21 protein-coding genes are annotated in these 17965 nt (G+C 60.6%); all 21 read left to right on the top strand.

Annotation, left to right across the window (positions count from 1 at the left end):
* A partial coding sequence (locus tag HP546_RS01510; protein WP_172218943.1) for an HNH endonuclease occupies positions 1-190 on the top strand: 190 nt, incomplete at its 5' end.
* Positions 191-347: 157 nt separating this feature from the next.
* Positions 348-824, top strand: coding sequence for a terminase small subunit (locus HP546_RS01505; RefSeq protein ID WP_172218941.1), 477 nt, complete (start codon positions 348-350; stop codon positions 822-824).
* A 3-nt stretch (positions 825-827) separates the two neighbouring features.
* Positions 828-2507: a terminase large subunit gene (locus tag HP546_RS01500; protein WP_172218939.1), complete on the top strand. Its 1680-nt coding sequence runs from the start codon at positions 828-830 to the stop codon at positions 2505-2507.
* Between the two features lie 150 nt (positions 2508-2657).
* Positions 2658-3956 carry a phage portal protein gene (locus HP546_RS01495; protein ID WP_172218937.1) on the top strand — a complete coding sequence of 433 codons (1299 nt, stop codon included), beginning with the start codon at positions 2658-2660 and terminating at the stop codon, positions 3954-3956.
* 16 nt (positions 3957-3972) lie between these two features.
* A complete protein-coding gene (locus tag HP546_RS01490) occupies positions 3973-4830 on the top strand; it encodes a head maturation protease, ClpP-related (RefSeq protein WP_110160074.1) in 858 nt (285 codons plus the stop codon).
* Positions 4831-4832: 2 nt separating this feature from the next.
* Positions 4833-6017, top strand: a complete 1185-nt coding sequence (locus HP546_RS01485; protein WP_172218935.1) for a phage major capsid protein — start codon at positions 4833-4835, stop codon at positions 6015-6017.
* Positions 6018-6064: 47 nt separating this feature from the next.
* Positions 6065-6598 carry a hypothetical protein gene (locus HP546_RS01480; RefSeq protein WP_172218933.1) on the top strand — a complete coding sequence of 178 codons (534 nt, stop codon included), beginning with the start codon at positions 6065-6067 and terminating at the stop codon, positions 6596-6598.
* Between the two features lie 3 nt (positions 6599-6601).
* Positions 6602-6943, top strand: a complete 342-nt coding sequence (locus HP546_RS01475) for a head-tail connector protein (protein ID WP_088512191.1) — start codon at positions 6602-6604, stop codon at positions 6941-6943.
* Positions 6940-7266: a phage head closure protein gene (locus HP546_RS01470; RefSeq protein WP_172218931.1), complete on the top strand. Its 327-nt coding sequence runs from the start codon at positions 6940-6942 to the stop codon at positions 7264-7266. Before HP546_RS01475 ends, HP546_RS01470 begins: the two co-directional genes overlap by 4 nt.
* Before the next feature lie 8 nt (positions 7267-7274).
* On the top strand, positions 7275-7454 hold the full coding sequence (locus HP546_RS01465; protein WP_110160072.1) for a hypothetical protein: 180 nt from the start codon (positions 7275-7277) through the stop codon (positions 7452-7454).
* 3 nt (positions 7455-7457) lie between these two features.
* Positions 7458-8033, top strand: a complete 576-nt coding sequence (locus HP546_RS01460; protein WP_076402807.1) for a hypothetical protein — start codon at positions 7458-7460, stop codon at positions 8031-8033.
* Complete coding sequence (locus tag HP546_RS01455) at positions 8026-8412, top strand: DUF3168 domain-containing protein (protein ID WP_085614999.1); 387 nt, start codon at positions 8026-8028, stop codon at positions 8410-8412. The genes HP546_RS01460 and HP546_RS01455 overlap by 8 nt, the downstream gene beginning before the upstream one ends.
* A gap of 55 nt (positions 8413-8467) precedes the next feature.
* On the top strand, positions 8468-8971 hold the full coding sequence (locus tag HP546_RS01450) for a hypothetical protein (protein WP_172218929.1): 504 nt from the start codon (positions 8468-8470) through the stop codon (positions 8969-8971).
* Between the two features lie 40 nt (positions 8972-9011).
* Entirely contained in the window at positions 9012-9341 is a 330-nt protein-coding gene (locus tag HP546_RS01445; RefSeq protein ID WP_110160069.1) for a hypothetical protein, read from the top strand.
* A gap of 107 nt (positions 9342-9448) precedes the next feature.
* Entirely contained in the window at positions 9449-9589 is a 141-nt protein-coding gene (locus HP546_RS01440) for a hypothetical protein (protein WP_306124867.1), read from the top strand.
* 43 nt (positions 9590-9632) lie between these two features.
* Positions 9633-13025, top strand: a complete 3393-nt coding sequence (locus HP546_RS01435; RefSeq protein ID WP_110160067.1) for a phage tail tape measure protein — start codon at positions 9633-9635, stop codon at positions 13023-13025.
* Positions 13022-13507 carry a DUF1833 family protein gene (locus HP546_RS01430; protein ID WP_110160066.1) on the top strand — a complete coding sequence of 162 codons (486 nt, stop codon included), beginning with the start codon at positions 13022-13024 and terminating at the stop codon, positions 13505-13507. The genes HP546_RS01435 and HP546_RS01430 overlap by 4 nt, the downstream gene beginning before the upstream one ends.
* Before the next feature lie 62 nt (positions 13508-13569).
* Positions 13570-13929, top strand: a complete 360-nt coding sequence (locus HP546_RS01425) for a hypothetical protein (RefSeq protein WP_110160065.1) — start codon at positions 13570-13572, stop codon at positions 13927-13929.
* A 57-nt stretch (positions 13930-13986) separates the two neighbouring features.
* The gene (locus HP546_RS01420) at positions 13987-14388 is read left to right on the top strand and encodes a hypothetical protein (protein WP_110160064.1); all 402 of its coding nucleotides are present in this window, start codon (positions 13987-13989) and stop codon (positions 14386-14388) included.
* Positions 14360-17464: a host specificity factor TipJ family phage tail protein gene (locus tag HP546_RS01415; RefSeq protein WP_172218927.1), complete on the top strand. Its 3105-nt coding sequence runs from the start codon at positions 14360-14362 to the stop codon at positions 17462-17464. Before HP546_RS01420 ends, HP546_RS01415 begins: the two co-directional genes overlap by 29 nt.
* 2 nt (positions 17465-17466) lie before the next feature.
* The gene (locus tag HP546_RS01410; protein WP_110160063.1) at positions 17467-17949 is read left to right on the top strand and encodes a hypothetical protein; all 483 of its coding nucleotides are present in this window, start codon (positions 17467-17469) and stop codon (positions 17947-17949) included.
* Positions 17950-17965: the final 16 nt, after the last annotated feature.

Below are 17965 nucleotides of genomic sequence, written 5' to 3'. Positions count from 1 at the left end.
TCGTGACAACCCGCTGTGCATCTACTGCGAGCGGAACGGCCGCACTACTGCGGCCCGGGTTGTCGACCACATCGTTGCTCACCGTGGAGACATGGTTCTCTTCTGGGATCAGACCAACTGGCAGGGCCTCTGCAAGCCTTGCCACGACTCCGTCAAGCAGGCCGAGGAGGCGGTAGGGCTGGGAGGCTGATACGTCAGATGATCACCGAAGCCCAGCGCGACGGCTTAGAAGCACGCCAGTGACGTGCCGTAAAGGGGTAGGGGGGTCAAAAGCTAGGGGTTCTCATCTAGCTAGACCGCCACCGACCCCACGTACACATTTTTTCCCGTTTCAGGAAAAGTTAACCATGGCTTTAACCGACAAGAAGCGGCGGTTTGTTGACGCTTTGTTGTCGGGGGCCTCAAATCGTGAGGCGGCGATTGCTGCCGGATATTCGGAGAAGACCGCGTCGCAAGCGGGCTCCAAGCTAGCCAAGGACCCCGACGTGCTCGCAGAGGTCGGGCGGCGCCTGAAGCAAAAGCAGGCAACCAGCACCGAAGTTAAACCTGCGCGAAAAGTTAAAGCTGAGCAGCCGGAATTCGCGCAGCCCGGCGAGGTGTCTCTCACAGAAACCGACGACCCGCGAGCCTTCCTCACTGAGCTCATGAATGCCGAAAGCGCCGATCTTCGCATGCGGCTGGAAGCGGCCAAGACGCTGATGCCCTATGTGCACGGCAAGGTTGCCGACCAGGGCAAGAAAGAGCAGAAGGCCGAGGCCGCCAAACAGGTTGGTAAAGGCAAGTACTCACAAGGCAAGCCGCCCCTCTCCGTAGTGAAGAACTGACCTATGCAATGGACAACAGCCTGCCCGGACTGGTGGAGGTGCCTGGCTGCGGGCGAATCAATCATCCCTGAGCCGCTGTTTCCAGACGAAGCTGAAGCCGGTCTCGAGGTGTTCAAGGGGCTGAAGATCGTTGATGCCCCGGGCAGTCCCACCATTGAGGCCGCCTGTGCACCGTGGGTCCTGGCGTTCGCCGGGGCCATCTTCGGGAGCTACAACAGCGAGACCGGCGAGCGCCTAATTCGGGAGGTGATGCTCTGCATCCCGAAGAAAAACAGTAAATCTACGATTGCTGCAGGGATCATGCTGACCGCACTGATCCGCAACTGGCGTCTTTCGGCTGAGTTCATCATCCTGGCGCCGACCAAGGAGATTGCCGACAACTCGTTCATCCCGGCCAAGGACATGGTCAACAATGACGATGAGCTGAAAGCGCTGCTGCATGTCCAGCCGCACCTGCGGCTGATCACGCATCGCGAGACCGGCGCCACCTTGAAGGTGGTGGCTGCGGATAGCGACGTGGTGGGCGGCAAGAAGGCGGTCGGCGTCCTGATCGATGAGGCGTGGCTGTTCGGCAAGAACCCAAAAGCCGCCGACATGATCCGCGAGGCCACTGGTGGTCTGCTGTCGCGACCTGAGGGCTTCATCATCTGGTTGACGACCCAGTCGAACGAGCCGCCGGCTGGCGTGTTCCGCTCCAAGCTCAACTACGCACGCGGCGTGCGTGATGGCCGGATCGACGACAACCGCTTCCTGCCGATCATCTATGAGTTTTCTCAAGAGATGATCAAAAGTGGCGAGGCGCGGAAGCCTGAGAACTTCCACCTGGTCAATCCGAACATCGACTACTCCGTTGACCGGCCTACGCTTGAGCGCCTGTTTATGCAGGCTGAACTGGACGGCGAGGCTGAGCTGCGCGGCTTCTTGGCCAAGCACCTCAACATCGAGATCGGCCTTGCGCTGATGTCCGACGCTTGGGTCGGGGCTGAGTTTTGGGAGGCCCAGGCTTCAGCGTGGCTCAGCCTCGACGAAATCCTCACGCGATGCGAGGTCATTGATGTTGGCGGTGACGGCGGCGGTCTTGATGACTTGCTCGGTCTTGCCGTGATGGGGCGAGAGACGGGAAGCCGCAGGTGGTTCCACTGGGCTCACGCCTGGGCGCACCCTTCGGTTCTGGAGCGCCGCAAGTCAGAAGCGCCACGGTTGAGGGACCTAGAAAAGGCCGGCGACATCACCATCGTGGAGCGCATCGGTGATGACGTTGAGCAATTTGCGGCCATCGTTGCCCGCGTCAATGACACCGGCCTACTCGACAAAGTTGGCCTCGACCCGGCCGGCATCGGGGCAGTACTCGACGCGCTTGCGGATGCTGGCGTTGAGGAAGACAAGATCGTGGGCATCTCGCAAGGTTGGAAGCTCACCGGTGCAATCAAAACGACGGAACGCAAGCTTGCCGAGGGCACGCTGCTCCATTGTGGTCAGCCGCTCATGGCCTGGTCCTGCGGGAATGCCAAGGGCGTGCCTTCAGCCAACGCCTTCTTGATCACCAAGCAAGCATCGGGCACCGCAAAGATTGACCCGCTTATGGCTACATTCAACGCCGTTTCGCTACTGAGCCTTAATCCAGAAGGCAGGGGCGGAATGGACAATTTCATGGCAGGCATTCGGGATCCACTCATCGCATGAACGCATTTCATATTTTCATCGCCTGTGCAGTGGTCGCTTTCTGCCTGGCATGCGGCGGGGTCTGGATGCTGGCTGGTACAGGCTGGGCTTTGCTGGCGGGATCACTGAGCTTCTTCTGCATCGCTGGCTTCATCCGTAGAGGGCTTGTCAGTGATTAAAACCCTATCGCAGGCATTGGGGGCTGCTGCTGCCAAGCCTTCAGCCAGTATGAGTGAATGGCTGGGCAAGACTATCAAGCTGTCGGATGGAGGTTTTTGGAGTGCCTTTAACGGCGCTCAGTCCAGCAGTGGTAAGTCAGTCAGTGTCGATAAGGCCATGCGCCTGTCCACCGTGTGGGCGTGCGTTCGGATTATCTCGACCTCGGTAGCTGGCTTGCCGTTGAGCATCTACCGGCGTATGCCAGATGGCAGTCGCGAGAGCGCTCGGGACTTCCCGCTGTACGACGTGGTGCACACCAGCCCCAACGAAGATATGGCCGCATTCCATTTCTGGCAGGCAGTCGTTGCCTCGATGTTGCTGTGGGGGAACGCTTACTGCGAGATTCACCGCTCTGCAGGTCGCGTGATTGCGCTGGACTTCCTGATGCCGTCCCGGGTCGACCTTGAGTTCGACGACGATGGCCGGCTGAGGTATTTCTTCAGGCCCCGAAAGGGGGCCAGGCGAGAGATCCAGCGGCAGGACATGCTGCACATCCCAGCCTTTACCCTGGATGGCCGAGTCGGGCTTTCTGCTATTCGCTACGGCGCGGATGTATTCGGTTCGGCGATGTCTGCAGACGATGCCGCCAACAGCACCTTCCGCAACGGCATGATGCCCACGGTGGCGTTTTCGGTGGACAAGACGCTCAACCCAGCCCAGCGCGTTGAGTTTCGTGAGTACGTGAAGACGATTTCCGGGGCGTTAAATGCCGGCAAGAGCCCTGTGCTTGAGCAGGGTGTGAAGCCGGAGATGATCGGCATCAACCCCGCCGATGCCCAGTTGCTGGAGTCGAGAGGGCATAGCATCGAGGAGATCTGTCGATGGTTCGGCGTCCCACCCTGGATGGTGATGAAGACCGATAAGGGAAGCAACTGGGGCACAGGCCTGGAGCAGCAACAGATCGCGTTTCTCACCTACTGCATCATGTCCTTCACTGCGCCAATCGAGCAATGCGTGAACAAGTGGTGCATGACGGCCGTTGACCGGATCAAGTTCTATGCCGAGTACTCGCTTGAAGCATTCCTGCGTGCGGATAGCGCAGGCCGTGCGGCCTATCTCAGCACGATGGGGCAGAACGGCTACCTGACTCGAAACGAGGGGCGGCGGAAAGAGAACCTTCCAAGCATGCCTGGTGGCGATGTACTGACCGTGCAGTCGAACCTGGTGCCGCTGGACCAGCTGGGTAAGCAAAACGATGGTCAGGCCGCAAGGGCCGCACTGATGAACTGGCTACAACAGCCGGAAAAGTAAATCTCGGGAGTCATCCATGAAACACAAGATCCAGTCTCGCGGCCTGCGCAGCGAGATGAGCCCGCGCGCGCTCGAGAAATGGAACCCCGCGATCCAGGCGGCCGTTGAGAACACCTCTGACACCATCACGGTGTACGGCGTGATTGGCGAAGACTGGTACGGCGAAGGCGTCACGCTGAAACGAATCGATGCCGCCTTGCGGGCCATCGGCGAGCGCGACGTGACCGTTTACATCAACTCGCCGGGCGGCGACATGTTCGAAGGCATCGCCATTTACCACCGCCTCCAAGAACACAGTCACCAGGTCACCACCAAGGTGCTCGGGATGGCGGCCAGCGCTGCTTCGATTGTTTTCCTGGCCGGAAAAAAGCGTGAGGTAGCCAGCAGCGCCTTCCTCATGATCCACAACTGCTGGACCTGGCTCGCCGGCAATCGCCACTACCTGCGCGACATCGCCGACGACATGGAAGAGTTCGATGCCGCGATGGCCGACCTCTACGCCGAGACCAGCGGGCAGCCTGTTGAAGATATGGCCGAATTGATGGATGACGAAACCTACATCCGCGGCAAGCGTGCGGTGGAGCTTGGCCTGGCCACCGGGCTGTTGTCCTCGACAGAGGTCACCGAGCGCGAAACCGAAGACGCCGCCCAGGCCAATGCGCTCAAGGCCATGGATGTAGCCCTGGCCAAAGGTGGCATGACTCGCTCCGAGCGCCGCGAACTGTTCGCCAATTTCAAGTCCGGCATGCCTCGCGCTGCCGGCGGGGGTACGCATAACGCTGCCCCGCCCGATAAGCCTCGCGCTGTCGCGCCAGACCTCTCCGCCTCTCTGAGCGCGGCAACCAACATCCTCAATTCTCTGAAAGGAAAGTGACCATGGACTTTGAAGCCCAAGTCAAGGAACTCAACGCCAGCCTCAAGGGCATTGGCGATCAGATCAAAAGCCAGGCCGAGGCCACCGAGAAGCAAATCAAGGCCTCCGGTGAAATGAATACCGAAACCCGCGCCAAGGTCGATGAACTTCTGACCAAGCAGGGCGAGCTTCAGGCGCGCCTGGGCGAGGCCGAGCAGAAGCTCGTGAACGCCAGTCGCGATCGCAACCATCAGGAAGAGCCCCACAAGTCGGTTGGCGCGCTCGTGATCGAAAGCGAAGAAATGAAGGACATGAATTCGTCCTTCCGCGGCTCTCGTCGTGTCTCCGTGCCGCGCGCGGCGATCACCACCGCAACCGGCGGTGACCTGGTTCAGACTCAGCGCTTGCCGGGGATCATTGCTCCGCCGCAACGCCGACTGACCGTCCGCGACCTGGTCGCGCCGGGCACCACCGAATCGAACTCCATCGAGTACGTCCGTGAAACCGGCTTCACCAACAACGCCCGTACTGTGGCGGAGACCACCGCCAAGCCTTACTCCGACCTGACCTTTGGCCTGGCCACTGCGAATGTGCGGACCATCGCCCATCTGTTCAAAGCCAGCCGGCAGATGCTGGACGATGCCAAAGCCCTGCAGAGCTATATCGACGGTCGGGCACGGTACGGCCTCAACATGGCGGAAGAAGCTCAGTTGCTTTATGGCAACGGCACCGGCGTGAACCTGCAGGGCCTCATGACCGTTGCGCAACTGTACGCCGCCCCGGCTGGCGTAGCTGTGGTGGGCGAGCAGCGCATTGATCGCCTGCGCCTGGCGCTGCTGCAGGCCGAACTGGCCGAGTTCCCATCCGACGGCATCGTGCTCAACCCGATCGACTGGGCGGCCATTGAGCTGACCAAGGACGGGGAAGGCCGCTACATCATCGGCCAGCCTCAGGAAGGCACCAACGCGAAACTCTGGAATCGCCCTGTGGTTTCTACCCAGGCCATGACCCAAGACGACTTCCTCGTCGGCGCGTTCAAGCTCGGCGCGCAGATCTTCGACCGGATGGAAATCGAAGTGCTGATCTCGACCGAGAACAGCGACGACTTCGAGAAGAACATGGCGACGATCCGTGCTGAAGAGCGTCTGGCCTTCGCCATTTACCGCGAAGAGGCCTTTGTGGCCGGCCAGCTGACCGGCACGCCTTAACTCTTCGTAATGTGGCGTCAGCAATGGCGCCCTATTGGAGTACTCCGATGGCACGTAAACAGGAAACACCCGCTACCCCGGTTGAGGCGAAAGACCCTGCCGAGGCCACTGAATTCAGCACCGGCCGGACTGAAGGCTCCGGCTCTTCTCCATCACCTAACGCTGCACTCGCGCCAGAACAAGGTGAGGCGGGGGCTCCTGCAGCTGCTTTAGGTTCAGCGGAAGGCTCAGGCCAAGTGACACGAGAAGGACAAGCAACCGCGGGCTCTGGAGTGGATGTAATTGAGCCCGACCAGGGTGCCGGTGCTGATGTCTCCGTTAGTGGCGCCGCGGCATCCGAAGGCGCGAGCCAAGTAGCTTCAGACTTAACTGATAGCGGCCTCGATACTGATCCGTTGGCCGAAGGCGATCAGGTCGCGGCAAACCTCAATCCAGCGACTCTTCAGATTTATCCGCTGCGGTCGTACATGGATGAAGGCGAGCTTCGCCGTCGCGGCGGTCCAGCGTACACGGTAGCCCGCCGCCATGCTGAGGATCTGGTGCAGCGGAAATTGGCATCACTTGAGCCGCTGAAGGAGTAGATGATGTCGGTTATCAGCATGTCCATCGCTCGGCATCATCTCCGGGACCCCGACGATGCTGACGAATACCTGGAGCTCCTGATCGAGGCGGCGGAAGGGCAGGCGATGGACTATCTGAACCGCCGCTTTTATGCCGATCAGCAGGCGCTGGATGAGGCAATCGCTTCCGGCGAGGCTGGCGACTCTCCCATGGTCAGCAACAAGCAGATCAACGCTGCCTGTTTGCTGATCCTCGGCCACCTGTACGCGAACCGTGAGGACGTTGTAATCGGGACCATTGCCACCGAGTTGCCGAAAGGCTCGGTGGCGCTCCTGACCCCTCATCGTATTGGGTGGGGCGTATGAGAGCCGGTCCGCTACGCCACCGTTTTCAGGTGACGTTCCCGCACGAGGAGCGCAATAAGTCCGGGGGCGCCACGGTGACTTGGCTGCCCGCAGTTCGCCCCGAAATGTGGGGAGAAATACGGACGCCCAGTGGTCGGGTAGCGCCTATTGCTGAAAAGCTTGAGGCCGTCGTATCTGCCGAGATCATCGCCAGGCCGCGCGCCGACATTGCTGCCGGCTGGCGAGTCACCCGGCGCGGGGTCACTTACAGGGTCGAGGCTGTATTGCCTGACAATGAGCACACACTGATGCGGCTACTGTGCTCATCGGTACCCAACCCATGAGGTCAATCATGAAAATCCAAGCATTGGGCCCGCTGACCGGTGCGTCTGGCGAGCGCGAGAAGGGCGAAATCTTTGACGTGAAGAAGGAATATGGCGAAGGCCTGATCGCCCGTGGCTACGCGGTGGAAATCAAAGATCAGCCGGCCGCAACCGAAAAGCCCGCGAAGCCCGCCCAAGCCAAGGAGTAGCTTATGGCCCGCCGCTCGAAGATGCGCGGTGATATCCGCCTTCGGCGAACGCTGCGCAACATCCACAAGACCATGGACAACGAGCTGACGCCGGCCATGCGCAACGCGGCTGAGCGTGTCCTGGCCACGCAGCAGCAGTTGATGCCGAAGGACACAGGAGCCGCCGCCGCCGCGCTGAAAATCTATGTCGCTCCTAGCGGCTTGGATGCGCAGATCGGCATTCGCGGTAAGCGCGATAACCGACGCTTCTTCTACTTGCGCTTCATCGAGTACGGGACCAAGGGCTATTCGGGCAAGATCTACCAGAGGGCCGACCGCAATGCTGTAGGCGGTGTGCATACCAAGAACCGCGACACGATGCAGCTCAGGGGGCGCCGCAACGCCATACGGCAGCGCGCGGTCAAGAACAAGTCCGATGGTCAGCACTTCTTCGGTAAGTACCCGGATATTCCGGCTAGGCCAGCGCACCCGTGGCTGCGCCCCTCGATGGACGTGAACCGCGAGTACGTGATGGCCGATATCGAAGTGGCAGTGCGCCGCACGCTCCGCAAGGCAAGCCAGGGGGTAGGCAATGGCTGATCCATCGCTAGCCCTGCAGGAGGCCATCTTCGCCAGGCTTCAAGCTGAGGTGAGTTGCCCGATCTACGACGGTGCGCCATTGAATGCGGATATGCCGTATGTGTCCATCGACCGGGAGGTATCGGTCAACAGCAGCCCAATCTCTGGCCGCAAGCGCGAAACTCGCCTGCTGTACCTGTCGGTCTGGTCCGATGCGCTTGGCCAGGCCGAGGTCAAGCGCATCAACGGCGAGGTTATTGCCGCCTTAGATGAGCGCCGGTTGCCACTGGAAGTCGGCCGCGCGGTTTCCGTCCGGGTTGAGCAGGCCGACGCCCAGCGCGACGCCGACGGCATCACCTACCAGGGCTCGATTACCGTCCGTGTAATCACCACCCACTGAATCACCCACTGGCCGCGCTGCGGCTTCTATCCGACGTGGCTTTGGAGGATTACCCATGCCCGCAGAAGACAACCTCAATACAGCCGCTGGCTGCCGCCTCTTCATTGGCAGCAAGACCGGGGCGACTACCAAAACTGAGTACGAGGCCGACACCTATGTGCGTGTTGGTGAAATCGAAGACCTCGGCGAGTTTGGCGACACCTTCAGCAGCGTGACCTTCACGTCGCTCGAGGACGGCCGTGTGCGCAAGTACAAGGGTACGGCTGACGCCGGCGACATGACCATGACCGTGGGCCTGGATAACGGGGATGCTGGCCAGAACGCCGTAAAGACCGCTCACAAGGATCGCAGCAAGGGGGATTACAACATCAAGGTCACCCTCAACGACGGCGACCCTGATGCTTCCCCAGCAATCAGCCCGACCACGTTCTACTACCGCGCGAAGGTGATGAACAACACCGTTGCAGCCGGCGCTGCTGACAACGTGGTGCGCCGCAACATCACCTTTGGCATCAACTCGGAAATCCTCGAGCTGCTGCCGGCCCCTGTCACCCCATAAGCATCCGGGGCTTCGGCCCCGGCCTCACAGGACCTGATCCATGAACAACACGCTGCACGGTACCGTTACCGTCAACCTGGGTGACGAAGTGTTCACCCTTACCCCAACCCTGAAGGCTGTGCGGGCGATCGAGAGCCGCTTTGGCGGCCTGCGCGGTGCTTCCCAGGCGATCAACTCGCTCAGCGTCGACGGTTGCGCTGCCATCCTGGTGGCCGGTGCCGGCCTTGACGAGAAGGCCGCTAAGGCAGTGCCAGAGCAAGTTTGGCAGCACGGCGTTCTTGATGTGTCGACACAGCTGAACGCCTACCTGGTCGCGCTGTACAACCCGCGCGGCAAAGATGCGGGAAACGAACAAGCCGGGGCGGCATAAGCGTCATTGAGGACGGGAGTTACGTCGACCGGCTGTACTCAATCGCAACAGGCTGGCTTGGCTGGCAGCCAGATGTGGCCTGGCGAACACCGCTGCCCGAACTGTTCATGGCGCTGGATGCCAGGCTCGAGTGGTCGCAGATGACCAACCCCTTCGGCAAAGGAAAGGCGCAAGGGGCCAAGCCGAAACCCAGCGCCTCAGCAGTGGCCGACAAGCTGCGACAGGCGCTGACGGGCCGCAGCGCATAGCTCAATACCCGCTCCGGCGGGTTTTTTCGTTCTGGAGAATTACATGGCCGACCAACAGGTCCAAGGGATGCTGGTCCAGATTGAGGCGACCACGGCTCAGCTGCGTCGAGAGTTGGCCAATGCTGATCAGTTGGTCGCTCGGTCATCCCAGGCGATCGATCAGAGTTTGGCTAAGGTCGACTCCGCATTTGATCGGGCAGGCGCCGCAGCGCAGCAAGCCGGTACTCTCGTTCGTGGTGCTTTCGCGGCCGTGGCTGGAGCCGGCCTGATCGGCGGAATCATTCAGCAAGTCGACGCCTACGGGCAGATGTCTGACCGGATGAAGGCTGCCGCCGGTAGTGCAGGCGAGTACCAGCTGGTCCAGGAACACCTGCTGCAAACTGCCCAAGAAACCTATCGGCCTCTGGCTGAAGCCCAAGAGCTTTACATCCGCACTGCGGACGTAATGCGCAGCCTGGGCTTCAACACTCAGCAGACGCTCGACATCACCGACAGCTTCAGCTTCCTGCTGGTGACCAACGCCGCCGCTGCCGACAAAGCCGGCTCCGCGCTGGATGCCTACTCGAAGGCCCTGCAGACCGGCAAGGTCGAGGCGGATGGCTGGGTGTCCATTCAGGACGCCATGCCGACCATCGTCACTGCGATTGCCACCGCCACCGGCAAGAGCGCCGAGGAAATCCGAAAGCTCGGAGTCGAGGGCAAGCTGTCGCTCGATTACATTAATACCGGCCTGCTGAGCAATGTGGAGGTCAACCGCAAGGCTGCGGCTGAAATGTCCACCAGCGTGCAGGACGCGATGGTGAACATCAGCAACGCTATTCAGGTATTCGTGGGCGGCATGGAAGAGCAAACCGGCATAGTCGCTGGCTTTGCGAGCGTGCTGATTGCGCTGGCTGACAACGTGGATCTGGTGGCCGTGGCCATGGGCGGCGTCGGTGCTGCTGCGCTGACCAACTACGTTGCGAAAACCGGGCTGGCCGTGCAGGCCGCGCGGGCTGACCGTGTTGCGCGCATTGCCCAGGCTGAGGCAACACTGCAGGCGGCGATAGCGGATCAACGGAAAGCTCAGACTGCCACCATTCTTGCTGAGCGGGAGGCTATTGCGGCGCGCGGTACCGCAGTTCAGACCCAAATGTCCCTTCAGCTTGCAACGGCGCGGACAAAGGAGGCCGCTGCAACTACTGCAGTAGCAACAGCTCAGTCTGGATTGAAGGCCGCTTCGGCCGGTCTCCTTGCCGGCCTGGGCGGACCCATGGGGTTGGCGATTCTCGCCGGCACCGCGGCGGCAAGTTTCCTCCTGCTTCGCGACAATGCGGATAAGGCTGGGGTCAGCCTGGAGGACATGCAAAAGCCCGTATCCCAACTGCGGGAGGAGTTCCAGAAGCTCAACCGGGACCAGCGCGCCGCGGCTCTGGTGGATTGGAAGCAGAGGCAGGTAAAGGCTGCTGAAGAAGTCCAAGACGCGTACGGCTCTCTGGCGCAATCAATCCGAAGGGCCACGGTAACGGCGCCGGCCCGAGACTCTGGGGGGATGTACGGAAAGCAGCTGACCGAATATCAATCGGTGATCGACCGCTTGAATGAAGCGCGGAAGGCAGGTGATGGCCTGTCTCCAATACTTCAGGAAGTTGGAGAGCGGCTGAAAGTTCCTGAGGGCACACTGCAGCAATGGATAACCCAGGCGCGAGCCGTGGGTAATGCCGATGAAACTTCCTCTCGGATCGCCGATACGCTTCGCGTACTGACCGGAGCCACGAACGACAACACGGCGTCGACTCAGGCGAATAACGCCGCGAAGTTGGGCATGAGCACTGCCGGCCAGACCTACCTCGATACCTTGCAGAAGCAGTTGGCTGGCCTGCAAGACAACGGCGACATGATCAAAGTCGTTAACCGGTACCTTGCCGAGCACACTGATCTGACTGAGGCGGATCGCCTGGCCGCTCTCTCTTTTGCAAATGCCATCGAGGCGCAGAAGAAAGCCAACGAGAGGGCGAACAAGTCCAAGCGCGATGGCGAGTCCAAATCAGACCAGGCCACGAAGAAGCAGCTGAAAGATTTCGACACGACCGAGGAAGGCTACAAGCGCCAGATCGAGCTGATCAACACCACTGGCGACAAGCAGAAGGACGCCACCGAGGTTGCCAAGCTGTCCTTCGAGTTGCAGGAGGGCAAGCTCGGCAACCTCTCCAAGGCCCAGCAGAAACGCCTACTTGAGCTAGCTGCTGAACTGGATGGTCTCAACAAGATCAAGAAGGCCAATGAAGACGCGTTGAAGCTCAGCGCCTTCAAAGCTACCCAGGAGGCTGGAACCAAGACCCAGGCTGATGGGTTTGCGCAGGAGCTCTCCGGAGTTGGGTCGGGCGATAAGGCGCGTGATCGCATGCGGGCCGAACTGGCGCTGCGGCAGAAGTATGTAGCCGACTTGAAGGCGCTGAATGAGCAGGCCAATACCGGGCAGGTAAGCCCGGAACTGGTCGCTGGCGAAACCAAGATCCTGAAGCAGGAGTTGGACAAGCAGCTAGAGAACCAGGCGAATTACTATGCTGCGATTGATGAGCAGCAGTCCAACTGGATGAATGGTGTCCATGAGGCCTGGGCAAACTTCGCTGATGATGCGCAGAACTACTCCGCCCAGGCCGCCGATGCCACGACAAACATCTTGGGAAGTGCCCGAAGCGAACTGAGCACCTTCATGACCGATGTTGCCACCGAGACTGAAAGTGCTGGCGATGCTCTGGGCAACATGATCGGTGGCTTTGCTGAGTCGGTGCTCAATGCGCTGGCTGATATGGCCGCACAGTGGCTCATTTACCAGGGCGTTCAGCTCCTTGTCGGCAAGACCACTCAGGCGAGCGCCGCAGGAATGATGGCGGCAAATGCCCAGGCGACTGCGTTGCAGGCCGGCCTGGCTGCTTTCGCTTCCACTGCGGCAATCCCGATCGTAGGTCCGGCCCTTGCACCTGGTGCAATGGCTACTGCGCTCACCATCGCCAACCCGCTGGCCTCGGCCGTGGGAATGACCGCGATGTCGGGTGTGGGGTTCATGGATGGCGGCTACACGGGGCACGGCCGTAAAGATGAGGTCGCCGGCCCGGTGCACCGCGGCGAGTACGTATTCGATGCCGAGGCTACTGCTCGTATCGGGGTTGGCACGCTGGAGGCCATCAGCGATGGCCGCGCTGCTTTCATTGGCGGCCCCGGCAGTTCTTCGGCGCCCACTGCTGACTCATCGGCCTCAGGCGGGACTGCGCCGGCTCAGTCTGCTCCACAGGTCAATCTTTATGAGGATGCCAGTCGCGCGGGGCAGGTTCAGATGTCAACGGGCCCGGATGGTCGCCAGATCATTGATTTGTGCGTGGCTAACATCCGGCAGGGCGGGGCGCTTGCCAAGGCACACGAACAGTACTACGGAGCGAAAAGGATAGGCCGATGACTGCGATTGCAACGCTGTACGCCTCTGGCGGCAAGGCGTGGATCATTCCGACCCTTGAGCTTCGCTGCCCAGCGTGGTCGGCGCCGATTTACCTCTGTGCTGGCTTCGATGATATCGTGGCCACGCTCGAAACAGGCGCCAAGGTGAAGTTCACTGCGTCGGCCTTTGATGCCGCCCTGCCAAAGCGTGACGACAGCGGCAGCCAAACGCTGACCTTTGCCATCGACAACGTCACCGGCGTAGCTCAGCAACTGATCGACCAGGCGCTGGAGGCCCGGCAGAAGATCACCTTGGTGTTCCGGATTTTCCTATCGTCCGACTTATCCGCACCTGCGGAGAAACCGTACCGGATGACCGTGCTCAGCGGTTTCATGGAGGGGGCTAGCGTGCAGCTTCAGGCTGGTTACTCCGACTACATCAACTTGGCCTGGCCAAGGCGCAAGTACACCTTGAATTTCTCCCCCTGCCTTAGGTACGTGTGATCTGTCGATGCCTCACGTGAAGGCCTTTTGCTATAGTCGCGGCCTTTCAAGCGGAGTCAAACATGAAAAAAGCGGTAATTGCTGCATTGATGGGGGCCGTGTTGGCATCTGGCTGTACTGTACGAGTTGCGGACATGACTGTCGCAAGCACTAAAAACTACAATCTGAACTCTTCGAAGTTTGTGAAAGGTAAGCGTGTGATCGGCGAGGATAACTATCCCGTGATTCTTTTCCCGCTTGGCTTCCCAAACATCAAGACAGCCATGGACGATGCGATTCAGAAAGACCGGTGTGCTGTCGGCTTGAGCGATGTGGTTATGTCGTCGGTAAATCATTCGTTCATTTTCGGCATGATCGGCTACCGAGTCGAGGGTGACCTGATCATCGACCAGAGCCAGCCTGGGTGTTCATCCAGAGCCTAAAGCGGTTAACTGCAAACAAGCCCAGCTTTTTAGCTGGGCTTTTTATTGGGCGCAGAAATGTTCGACAGCTATTTGACCGCCACCTACGAGGATGGAGGGCGCGGCCCTACGCGCTTCGATTGCTGGGGGATGGCCAGGGCAGTGCGTCATGAGGTGTACGGCTTGCGGCTGCTACCCAGCTGGGGTTATGTCCGAAACACCATGCCGATGGAGTTCACCCGGGCAGTCAACCACGAAGCCGCGGGCATGGAGCGCTGTGCGCCGGAGGTGGGCGCTATCGCCTGCGTTTGGCGGGGTGATATCTGCATCCACGTTGCGCTGATCGTCGAGGCCGAAGGCCGGTTGCACGGCCTGGAGATGAAGCCCAGCGGGGCGACCATCAAGCCGCTTCGGCGATTTCAAGACCAGTACCTGAAAGTGAGTTATCACCGTGATCGAATTCTACCCGAGCAAGCTTGAGGGCTCTCCCCTGGAGCGCCACAGAACCGACAAGGTGATGACGATCGAGGGGTGGCTGCAGCGCAATGTGCCAGGGTATATGCCGCGCTCATCGCCGCCCATCAGCATTGAGGTGAACGGGGTCTTCATTGCACCTGCCCATTGGGGCAAGGTCGAGTTTTCCCCAATGGACACCGTCCGCATCTACCCGGAGCCTAAGGGCACCGGCCTTGAGGTCGCTGTGTGGGCCGTAGTGGCCGCCGTGGTGGCGGTCGGCGTCATCATGCTCACGCAGAAGCCGCTGACCACCCCAACGAACAAGTCGCAAAAGGGCCAGAGCCTTAACTTGGCGAAGACCACCGGCAACCAGGTCAAGGTGGGTGACATAATCCGGGAAGTCGCCGGCCGCACGCGGATCTTCCCCGACTACCTGGTGCCGCCTCGGCACTACTTCGTCAACGAGACGGAGCAGTGGGTGGAGATGCTGCTGTGCATTGGCGTTGGTGAGTTTGAGATCAACCCCACCGACGTGAAGATCGGCGACACTCCGATCGCTTCGCTCGGTAGCACCGCGCGATACCGGATCTATGGCCCAGGCGAGTCGCTGGCCGATGAGCCGGCCCGGCTCTGGTGGCACAACTCTACCGAGGTTGGTTCAACCAGCACCGGCGGGGCGGGACTCACGCTCACGACCACCACCACCGTTGCTCAGCAGTTTACGGGCGAATCGGTGCTGGTTGCCGATCATGTGCTGACCGTTCCGGAGGGTGCTGGCTGGTTCCCGCTCGGTTGGGACAGCGGAATGATCGCTCGCATCGAGGTACCGTACCCGTACACGTTCGCCGCGCCGGTTGATGGCAGTGCGACTGTAGTCAGCGGCCCGCATCTGCCCATGCTCCTGCCGTTCGTAGGTATGCGCATCGAGATTTCGGGTGCTAACGCGGGCGAATACGTGGTGGCCAGCTATACGCCAGAAGTGCCAGGCACGCCGGCAGTGCCCGGTAGCGCCTCGATGGTCACCGGTAGTGCAGCGCCGACGCGATTCGACTTCAATGTGACGCCACTGAGCTTTACGGTTTCTCGCGGTACCAGCGATTTTCCCATTTCCCTGACCACTGCCACCACCGACCTGACTGGCCTGGTAACTGCGGTGAACGCTGCATTGGCCGGCACGCCGTTGGTGGCCAGCGCATCCAGTGATCGTTTGAGGATTGCTGAGAAGGCCGCGCCGTTCACCGGTACTGGCCTGACAGTAGCCGGCGCTGTCGTCGACATTCTGGGGGCGAGCCCCGTGTTTGCGACGGGGGTGAAGTCAGAGGCAGCAACGGAGGGGCAGTATGCCTGGATGACCATGGCGTACGATGGTGGCGCTCCAGCTGTCGGCCTGCAAACCGGTGAATTGCTTTCCTCGATCGGATATCGCGACATGCGCTACCGGATCACGGAAGTTTCGGACGACTCCGCAGAAGATGACGACGAGACCCCAGAGGACGAGAGCCACGGCCCCTCAGCGATCACGGTTGTTCGGCTGACCGACACCGGTGCAGTTGACGATGAATGGGATGGGTTCGACGCGATCCAGAGCAATGGCGTGAGCGCTGTGTTGGACGGCTCAACCACTGAAGGCGACTGGGCGGGGTCATTCGTGGTCTGCCCGGAAGGCGAGACTGTACGCCGGGTGGAGCTGGACTTCTTCTTCCCGAGCGGCCTGATCCGCTACACCGAGAAGAACGGCAACCAGCGGCAGGTCAGCGTGAAGGTCGAGGCGCAGTATCGCGATGTCAGCACTGCCGGGGCTTGGACCCCGGTATTTTGGACTTTTACAGCGACCCGCCGTGACCAGATTGCCTTTACCCGAACAATCACATTCCCCTCGTACATGCGCGGGGAGATCCGGGTTCGACGAATCGGCGAAGAGTCCACTGCCAACACCAAGCAGGACCGTGTGCAGTGGTATGGCATGCGCGCCAGAATCGACAAGGCGCCGTTGCGCTATCCCGGCGTGACGGTGATCGCTGTGTATGCCCGGGGCGGTACCAAGCTGTCAGCGCAGTCCGAGAGTCAGGTATCAGTGATTGGCACGCGGAAGCTGCCGGTGCTGGTCGATGGCACCTGGTCCGCGCCGACAGCTACCAGGGACATCGCACCCTGGGTTCACTACGTCGCGGAGGATGCGGGCGCCACTGACGACGATCTGGATATCGAAGAGTTTGTGCGCCACGGGGCTACTTGGCAAAGTCGGGGGGACTACTTCGACTTCGCAGTAGAGGAAGCAGGCACGGTCAAGGACGCCCTGAACGATGCGTTGAAGGCCGGGTTTGCGAAGTTCACGCTTGAGCGCGGACGGATCACGCCCGTGCGCGATGAGCTGCGCACCCAGATCGGCAAGATGTACACGCCGCAGAACATGAGCAGTTCCTTGAAGCGTGCGTTCACACTGCCGGCACCGGATGACTACGACGGGGTGCTTATCAAGTACCGGGACGGGAACACCTGGGCGGAAGAAACGGTGAAGTGCAAGCTGGACGGTGATGCATTCATCAGAGTCGAGGAAATCACGCTCGATGGCGTCACTGACCGCGATCGTGCCTGGCGGTATGGCATGCGGCAGCGCCGGGCGCAGGTCTACCAGACCAAAAGCTACAGCTGGAGCACCGAGCTCTCGGCGCTCAATAGCGGTTACCTCAGCTATGACGCTGTTGCAGATGACATTCCGGGGTACGCCCAGTCCGCGGTAATGGTTGATTGTTCCCATGGAGAGGGGCCGGTGATCGTAGAAAGCAGCGAGCCGTTCACTTGGGAGGCCGGGAAGACCCATGTGCTCGCAGTTCGCAGGCCTGATGGCTCTGTTAGCGGGCCATGGGCTGCAGCGCGCCTGGACGACTACAGAGTAATCATCCCGACGATTGATTTCGAACCGGATCTTTCCCTGAAGATTGAGCCGCCGCACTTGCTGTTCGGCGTCTCGAACAGGTGGTGCTACCCGGTCCTCATCACATCCATCGAGCCGGGTGATTACTCGGCGGATATGGAGGCGGTCAACTACGACGCGCGTGTCTACGCGGATGACGACAACTTTGCACCTGAGGATGCTTGAGGATGCTGACCTTTCCGGATGATCTCCCGCTGCCAGTGGGGGATGGGTACGGCTTCAAGCCCGTAAGCCCGATAGTCAGGACGACGATGTCGAGTGGTCGGGCCATGCAGCGGCGGCGGTTCGGTAGCGTTCCTACGCTGCTGCCTGTCAGCTGGTTGCTCTCGACAGCAGAGGCCAAGCTGTTTGAGGGGTGGTGCAAGTGGGGGATCGGGTGGGCCGACTGGTTTCTCTGCCCGCTTCGGACGCCGCTGGGGCTGAAGCCGCATCGCGCCAGGTTCACCGACATCTACACCGGTCCCGAGTTTGTGAGCGATGACTTGTGGCGCTACACGGCCACGCTTGAGCTATTCGAACTGCCAATCATTGACGAAGCCGAGTTCACCTCGCTGCTTGCCGGCATGCCAATCGCGGTAATGACGGCCCAGCTGCGAGACCTGCTGGAACGCTGGTACACCCGATCATGGCCCGGCGCACTGGCCACCTAATTCCCTGCCCACTTCG

Origin of the sequence: Pseudomonas sp. CM25 (assembly GCF_013179705.1) — a bacterium.
Classification (GTDB): domain Bacteria; phylum Pseudomonadota; class Gammaproteobacteria; order Pseudomonadales; family Pseudomonadaceae; genus Aquipseudomonas.
This window is presented reverse-complemented; position numbering and strand designations above follow the sequence as displayed.

What these genes read in the sequence shown, in the direction of transcription:
- HP546_RS01460 (WP_076402807.1), top strand. Translation starts at nt 7,458, where the DNA reads ATGGCCCGCCGCTCGAAGATGCGCGGTGATATCCGCCTTCGGCGAACG.
- HP546_RS01465 (WP_110160072.1), top strand. Translation starts at nt 7,275, where the DNA reads ATGAAAATCCAAGCATTGGGCCCGCTGACCGGTGCGTCTGGCGAGCGC.
- HP546_RS01505 (WP_172218941.1), top strand. Translation starts at nt 348, where the DNA reads ATGGCTTTAACCGACAAGAAGCGGCGGTTTGTTGACGCTTTGTTGTCG.
- HP546_RS01455 (WP_085614999.1), top strand. Translation starts at nt 8,026, where the DNA reads ATGGCTGATCCATCGCTAGCCCTGCAGGAGGCCATCTTCGCCAGGCTT.
- HP546_RS01480 (WP_172218933.1), top strand. Translation starts at nt 6,065, where the DNA reads ATGGCACGTAAACAGGAAACACCCGCTACCCCGGTTGAGGCGAAAGAC.
- HP546_RS01435 (WP_110160067.1), top strand. Translation starts at nt 9,633, where the DNA reads ATGGCCGACCAACAGGTCCAAGGGATGCTGGTCCAGATTGAGGCGACC.
- HP546_RS01420 (WP_110160064.1), top strand. Translation starts at nt 13,987, where the DNA reads ATGTTCGACAGCTATTTGACCGCCACCTACGAGGATGGAGGGCGCGGC.
- HP546_RS01410 (WP_110160063.1), top strand. Translation starts at nt 17,467, where the DNA reads ATGCTGACCTTTCCGGATGATCTCCCGCTGCCAGTGGGGGATGGGTAC.
- HP546_RS01445 (WP_110160069.1), top strand. Translation starts at nt 9,012, where the DNA reads ATGAACAACACGCTGCACGGTACCGTTACCGTCAACCTGGGTGACGAA.
- HP546_RS01485 (WP_172218935.1), top strand. Translation starts at nt 4,833, where the DNA reads ATGGACTTTGAAGCCCAAGTCAAGGAACTCAACGCCAGCCTCAAGGGC.
- HP546_RS01425 (WP_110160065.1), top strand. Translation starts at nt 13,570, where the DNA reads ATGAAAAAAGCGGTAATTGCTGCATTGATGGGGGCCGTGTTGGCATCT.
- HP546_RS01440 (WP_306124867.1), top strand. Translation starts at nt 9,449, where the DNA reads ATGGCGCTGGATGCCAGGCTCGAGTGGTCGCAGATGACCAACCCCTTC.
- HP546_RS01500 (WP_172218939.1), top strand. Translation starts at nt 828, where the DNA reads ATGCAATGGACAACAGCCTGCCCGGACTGGTGGAGGTGCCTGGCTGCG.
- HP546_RS01470 (WP_172218931.1), top strand. Translation starts at nt 6,940, where the DNA reads ATGAGAGCCGGTCCGCTACGCCACCGTTTTCAGGTGACGTTCCCGCAC.
- HP546_RS01475 (WP_088512191.1), top strand. Translation starts at nt 6,602, where the DNA reads ATGTCGGTTATCAGCATGTCCATCGCTCGGCATCATCTCCGGGACCCC.
- HP546_RS01450 (WP_172218929.1), top strand. Translation starts at nt 8,468, where the DNA reads ATGCCCGCAGAAGACAACCTCAATACAGCCGCTGGCTGCCGCCTCTTC.
- HP546_RS01430 (WP_110160066.1), top strand. Translation starts at nt 13,022, where the DNA reads ATGACTGCGATTGCAACGCTGTACGCCTCTGGCGGCAAGGCGTGGATC.
- HP546_RS01490 (WP_110160074.1), top strand. Translation starts at nt 3,973, where the DNA reads ATGAAACACAAGATCCAGTCTCGCGGCCTGCGCAGCGAGATGAGCCCG.